6 protein-coding genes are annotated in these 6071 nt (G+C 74.9%); 3 read left to right on the plus strand and 3 right to left on the minus strand.

Features of this window, described 5'->3' with window-relative positions:
- Positions 1 to 44: 44 nt before the first annotated feature.
- Positions 45 to 458 (plus strand): hypothetical protein, encoded by a 414-nt coding sequence (locus ACI79Y_RS17040; RefSeq protein ID WP_457159640.1) that lies wholly within the window; start codon positions 45 to 47, stop codon positions 456 to 458.
- On the opposite strand, the gene ACI79Y_RS17045 is transcribed toward ACI79Y_RS17040, so the two are convergent.
- Both ACI79Y_RS17045 and ACI79Y_RS17050 read right to left on the minus strand, forming a co-directional pair.
- Positions 371 to 1855 (minus strand): PH domain-containing protein, encoded by a 1485-nt coding sequence (locus ACI79Y_RS17045; RefSeq protein WP_457159635.1) that lies wholly within the window; start codon positions 1853 to 1855, stop codon positions 371 to 373. The genes ACI79Y_RS17040 and ACI79Y_RS17045 overlap by 88 nt on opposite strands.
- A complete protein-coding gene (locus tag ACI79Y_RS17050; RefSeq protein ID WP_457159636.1) occupies positions 1852 to 2361 on the minus strand; it encodes a PH domain-containing protein in 510 nt (169 codons plus the stop codon). The genes ACI79Y_RS17045 and ACI79Y_RS17050 overlap by 4 nt, the downstream gene beginning before the upstream one ends.
- A gap of 97 nt (positions 2362 to 2458) precedes the next feature.
- Between ACI79Y_RS17050 and ACI79Y_RS17055 the strand changes: the two genes are divergently transcribed.
- Entirely contained in the window at positions 2459 to 2788 is a 330-nt protein-coding gene (locus tag ACI79Y_RS17055; RefSeq protein ID WP_457159637.1) for a rhodanese-like domain-containing protein, read from the plus strand.
- Between the two features lie 114 nt (positions 2789 to 2902).
- Here the strand turns inward: ACI79Y_RS17055 and ACI79Y_RS17060 are convergent, their stop codons facing one another.
- The gene (locus tag ACI79Y_RS17060; RefSeq protein WP_457159638.1) at positions 2903 to 4519 is read right to left on the minus strand and encodes a long-chain fatty acid--CoA ligase; all 1617 of its coding nucleotides are present in this window, start codon (positions 4517 to 4519) and stop codon (positions 2903 to 2905) included.
- 53 nt (positions 4520 to 4572) lie between these two features.
- On the opposite strand from ACI79Y_RS17060, the gene ACI79Y_RS17065 reads away from it, so the two are divergent.
- Positions 4573 to 5961: a glycoside hydrolase family 5 protein gene (locus tag ACI79Y_RS17065; RefSeq protein WP_457159639.1), complete on the plus strand. Its 1389-nt coding sequence runs from the start codon at positions 4573 to 4575 to the stop codon at positions 5959 to 5961.
- Positions 5962 to 6071 lie beyond the last annotated feature (110 nt).

The following is a 6071-nucleotide window of genomic DNA, read 5'->3' on the forward strand; positions in this document are numbered from 1 at the left end:
GGGTGGGACGCCGAGGTGCGGGCACCGACGGCGGCGACGCCGCGGTGCTCCGGCACAACGCGGCGGCCCTCGTCGGGAAGGACTGGTCCGTCCCGGTGGTGCTCGCGGGCAACGCGGCGGTGCGCGACGAGGTGGCCGCGGTGCTCAGCCGCCGTCGTCGCGCTGCGCCGGCACCTGCGCGCCGAGGCCGCCTACGGGCCCGGCGGGGCCGGCGCCCGCGGGGTGGGGCTCGTCGTCCTCTCCGGCGGGGTGTTCCGGCACGCCGCGCCGGCCGACGTCGCCGCGGTGGTCGACCGGGTGGCTGCCGACCGGGGTGGCGCGGCCGCCGCGGCCGGTCTCCTGGGAGCGCTGCTGCCCGGCTGAGGGGCGGTCAGCGGGAGAGGGTGCCCGCCCAGGGACCGGAGGCGACGACGGCGAAGCCCGCCGCCTCGTCGGCGGCCATGTCCACCGCGGCGTAGCCGCCGCTGCCCGCGCCGACGCAGGCCTGCACCGTGGCCAGCCCGGCTCGCCGCTGGAAGAAGGTCTGCCGGACCTCCCAGCCCACGACGGCCCGCCGCTGCAGCACCACGTGCTCGCGGACCAGCCAGCCCGACCGCACCGCCAGGGTCGGGCCGCCGGCCGCGTGCCCGAGCGAGGCGTACCGCGCCCGGGCGATCGGGAAGGCCAGCACGGTCAGCACCCCGCCCACGACCAGCAGCGGCCACCAGCCCGACCGCACGGTGAGCACCGCCCCGGCCAGCAGCACGACGACGCCGGGCACGAGCGCGCGCAGCACCCGGCGGCGCAGCGCGGCCTTCGGGTGGGGGCGCAGCGGCCCGGGGCTGGGCGCCAGCGAGTCGCTCAGCAGCCAGGCCTGCGCGCGCGGGCCGAGCGGGAGCAGCTGACCGCGCCGGGCGGCGTCGCCGAGGCCGGTGACCAGGGCGGTCGCCCGTGCGGCGCCGACCAGGCGCATCCCCAGCCCGTCGCTCACCGCGCAGCCGCGGATCCGGTCGACCTCCAGGTCGGTGTGCCGGCGGGTGAGCAGGCCGCGCTCGGCCACCAGCGATCCACCGCGGCGGACCAGCCGGAACCGCCAGTTGACCACCGCGGCGCCGAGCACCGACGCGGCCGCCAGGAGCAGCAGCGCACCGGCCACCACGGCGGCGATGAACCAGCCGTCGACGACGTCCAGCTGCTCGACGTCGGGGGTGAGCTCGGGCAGGTAGCCGTCGGGCAGCTCGTCGACGAGCCGGAACAGCGCGCCGACCGCGGCCAGCGGCACCACCAGGTAGGTGCCGATCAGCGGGGCGTACAGCAGCCACCGGGGGCGCAGCCGCAGCAGCTCCTCCTCGGCCGGCTCCGGTGCGGAGTGCCGCCCGGTCGCCACCGCCGGGGCCGCGTGCCGGTGGGAGAGCAGGTGCTCCCGGAGCCGGTCACCCTCGGCGCGGGGCACGCCGTCGACGACGAGCTCCTCGTCGTTCCCGGCGGCGCCGGCGGCGGCGTCGATCCGCACCCGCACCAGGCCGAACAGCCGGTGCAGCGGCGGAGTCTCGATCTCCACGCCACGGATCCGGTCGATCGGCACCGTGCGGGTGGAGCGGGAGACCAGCCCGCGGGTGACCACCACCGAGGTCTCACCCGCGGTGTAGGTGAACCGCCACCAGGTGAGCGCGGCCCACGCCAGGGACAGCACGGTGACCCCGACGACCAGCGCGACGGCCGCCCGGGGGCCGCCCTCCAGCCCCCGCCCGGCGGCGATCGCCAGCGCGACCGGCACCAGCGAGCGGGCCTGCTTGAAGGTGATCGTGTGCACCAGCAGCACCCGCGGGGAGGTGCGCCGGCCGGCCGGCGCCTCCGGCTGGGGCGGTGCGGTCACGTCGCGACGTCCCGCACCTGCTCGGCCCGGCGGGCGAGGTCCTCGGCGACCTGCCGGGCGACGTCGACCTCCAGGTGCCAGATCCGCACCGTGCCCTGCGACGAGGCGGTGAGCACCGCCACCGTGGCCAGCCCGAACATCGTCTGCAGCAGGCCGCGGTTGACGTCGACGGTCTGGATGCGGGAGATCGGCACCAGCGTCCAGGTGCGGTTCAGCCAGCCGGTGAGGGTGTAGACCGCCTCCCCGGTGACCTCCCAGCGGTGCACCCGCCAGCGCAGCCGCGGCTGCACGCCGATGGCGAGGACGGCCTCGACGGCGAGCAGGGCGACCCCGAGCCAGCGCACCACCTGCACCCAGCCGCCGGCGTCCGGTGGCACGAACAGCCAGAAGCCGGCGACCGCGACCGCCCAGAAGAGGGTGCTCAGCGCGCCCTGCACCGTCCACAGGCCGATGGCCGAACGGGACAGCGGCCAGGCGGGGTCCCGGGCCGGTGGGGGAACGGACATCGCCGACCATCCTCGCAGGGCGGGCCGCCCGGACCGCGTTCCGGCGCCCGGGAACGGGCGGCGGACCCGTGGCACGCCGTGCCACGATGGAGTGATGATGCCTCAGCAGATCCCGACCGTGCCGGCTGCCGAGGTCCCCGAGGACGCCGTCGTGCTGGACGTCCGCGAGGACGACGAGTGGGCCGCCGGCCACATCGACGGGGCCACGCACATCCGGATGGGCGACGTGCCGGCGCGGCTGGACGAGGTGCCCGAGGGTGACCCGGTGTACGTCACCTGCCGCAGCGGGGGGCGCTCGGCCCGGGTGGCGGCGTGGCTGAACCAGAACGGCTACGACGCGGTGAACGTCGGCGGCGGGATGGGCGAGTGGGACGCCGCCGGCCGCCCGATGGTCAGCGAGACCGGCCGCCCGCCCTACGTCGTCTGACGTCGTCGGGAGCATCGCAGGGAGCGCCAGCGACCGAGGAGCGGACCGTGGGCGGAGGACGACCAGGGTGCTACGTCGTGTGACCGCTGAGGGCAGAAATGGCCATTTCTGCCCTCAGCGGGTGGTGGGGAACTCGGCGAAGCGGGCGCGCAGGTCCTTCTTGGAGAACTTGCCGACGCTGGTCTTGGGCACCTCGTCGATGAACTCGACCGCGTCGGGCAGCCACCAGCTGGCCACCTGCGGCCGCACGTGGTCGAGGACCTCCTGCTCGGTGGCGGTCTCGCCCGGCTTGAGCACGACGCAGGCCAGCGGACGCTCGCCCCACTTCGGGCTGGGGATCGCGACCACCGCGGCCTCGGCCACCGCCGGGTGGCTCATGATCGCGTTCTCCAGCTCCACCGAGGAGATCCACTCGCCACCGGACTTGATCAGGTCCTTGGTGCGGTCGGCGATCCGGATGCTGCCGAAGGCGTCCATCGCGGCGACGTCGCCGGTCCTCATCCAGCCGTCGGGGGTGGACAGCTCGGTGCCGGGGTCGGCGTCGTAGTACTCCTGCGCGCACCACGGCCCGCGGACCTGCAGCTCGCCGGTGGCGACGTCGTCCCAGGGCAGCTCGTCGGTGGTGCCGGCCTCGACGATGCGGGCCTCGACGCCGAACAGCGGGATGCCCTGCCGCGCCCGCTGGGCGGTGACGGTCTCCGGGTCCGCGCCGGCGTACCGCCGGGCCAGGACGCCGCCGGAGGCCACCGGGTGGGTCTCGGTCATGCCCCAGGCCTGGTAGATCGGCAGCCCGACCTGCTCCTCGTAGGCCTGCGACAGCGCGGCCGGCACGGCCGAGCCGCCGCAGCCGATCTTGCGCAGCCGGTGCGGGCGGCCGGCCAGGTGCGGCAGCATCCCCTGCCAGATCGTGGGAACGCCGGCGGTGAAGGTGACGTGCTCGTCGACGATCAGGTCGGCCAGCGCCTGCGGCTGCATCATCGGCCCGGGGAACACCATCGCCGCCCCGGCCGCGGGCGCCGCCTGCGCGATGCCCCAGGCGTTGGCGTGGAACATCGGGACGACGGGCATCGCGACGTCGTCCACGCCGATGCCGAAGCCGTTCGGGGCGATCACCGCCATCGTGTGCAGCACCGTCGAGCGGTGCGAGTAGACGACGCCCTTCGGGTTGCCGGTGGTGCCGCTCGTGTAGCACATCGCCGCGGCCGACCGCTCGTCCCGGATGTCGAACTCGACCGGCTCGGCGGCTGCCAGCAGCTCCTCGTAGTCGAGCACCCGCGGGTCGTCGGGCACCTCGGCGTCCCCGCCGTCGTCCATCACCACCACGTGCCGGACGGTGGTCAGGGTGTCGACCAGCGGCCACAGCACCGGCAGCACCGTGCGGTCGACGAAGACCACCTCGTCCTCGGCGTGGTTGGCGATGTAGGTCAGCTGCTCGGGGAACAGGCGCACGTTGAGGGTGTGCAGCACCCGCCCGGTGCACGGCGCGGCGAAGTAGAGCTCCAGGTGACGGGCGGAGTTCCAGGCGAAGGTGCCCACCCGGCCGTCGGCGCTGACCCCGAGGGCGTCGAGCACGCCACCGAGCCGCCGGGTGCGCCGGGCCCACTCGGCGTAGGTGCTGCGGACCTTCCCCGCCGGGCCGTTGGTGACCAGCGGGACGTCACCGTGGTGCTGCTCGGCGTGCCGGAAGATCGTGTCGATGGTGAGGGGGACGTCCTGCATCAGCCCGCGCATGGCGGCATGGTGCCAGTGACGCCGCTCACGATCCACTGGGGCAGGATCGGCCCGTGACGGAATCCCTGCAGCAGGTCATCCGCGTCGACGGCGACCGGCTCCTCGGGCCCGGCGGAGGCACCGTGGTGCTCCGCGGCGTGGGCCTGGGCGGCTGGCTGAACATGGAGAACTTCATCACCGGCTACCCGGGGACGGAGTCCCAGCAGCGCCGCGCGCTGCGGGCGGCGCTGGGCGAGGAGGGGTACCGGCGGTTCTTCGACCGGTTCCTCGACGACTTCTTCACCGACGCCGACGCCGCGTACCTGGCCTCCCTCGGCCTGAACTGCGTGCGGATCCCGTTCAACTACCGGCACTTCGAGGACGACATGCGCCCCGGCGAGTTCAAGGCCGAGGGCTTCCGCCGGCTGGACCAGGCGGTGGACGCCTGCGCCCGCGCCGGGATCTTCGCGATCCTCGACCTGCACGCCCTGCCCGGCGCGCAGAACCAGCACTGGCACAGCGACAACCCCACCCACTGGGCGCACTTCTGGACCCACCGGCACTTCCAGGACCGCGTCGTCGGGCTCTGGGAGGCGCTCGCCGAGCACTACCGCGGCAACCCCTGGGTGGCCGGCTACAACCCGGTGAACGAGCCCGGCGACGCCGTGGGGGAGGCGATCGGCCCGTTCTACCGGCGGCTGGAGTCCGCGATCCGTGCGGTCGACCCCGACCACGTGCTGTTCCTGGACGGCAACCGCTACTCCACCCAGTTCGACCAGCTGGGCGACCCGCTGCCCAACACGGTCTACACCGCGCACGACTACGCGCTGCCCGGCTTCGTCGACGGCGGCCCCTACCCGGGGGTGAGCCGCGGGAAGTTCGTCGACCGTGCGGTGGTCGAGCAGACGTTCCTGGAGCGGACGGCGTACATGCGCCAGACCGGGACGCCGATCTGGGTCGGTGAGTTCGGGCCGGTCTACACCGGCGACCCGGAGCGCGACGCGCAGCGGTACCAGTTGCTGCGCGACCAGCTGGAGATCTACCGCGAGCACGGCGCCAGCTGGGCGCTGTGGACGTACAAGGACATCGGTCTGCAGGGTCTGGTCACCGTGCCGCAGTCGTCCCCCTACCTGCAGCGGATCGCGCCGGTGCTGGCGAAGAAGGCCCGGCTGGGCGTGGACTCCTGGGGGTCCACCGACGCCGGCGTTCGGGACGTCCTCGAGCCGATCGAGCAGCTGGTCGCCCGGGAGTTCCCCGACTTCCAGCCCTATCCGTGGGGTCAGCACCGGTGGCTGCACGGGATCATCCGGCACGTGGTGCTCGCCGAGGCGATGGTCGGTGACTTCGGGCGGGCGTTCGAGGGCGTGCCGCCGGAGGAGGCCGCGGAGCTGGCCGGGGCGTTCGCCTTCGACCGGTGCGTCGTCCGGGAACCGCTGGCCGAGCTGCTGCGCACCTCCGCCTGACCGGTCCGCCTGACCGGTCCGCCTGACCGGTCCTCCCCGGGGGGGGGGGGGGGGGGGGGGGGGGGGGGGGGGGGGGGGGGGGGGGGGGGGGGGGGGGGGGGGGGGGGGGG

It is taken from the genome of Modestobacter sp. SYSU DS0875, assembly GCF_054050915.1.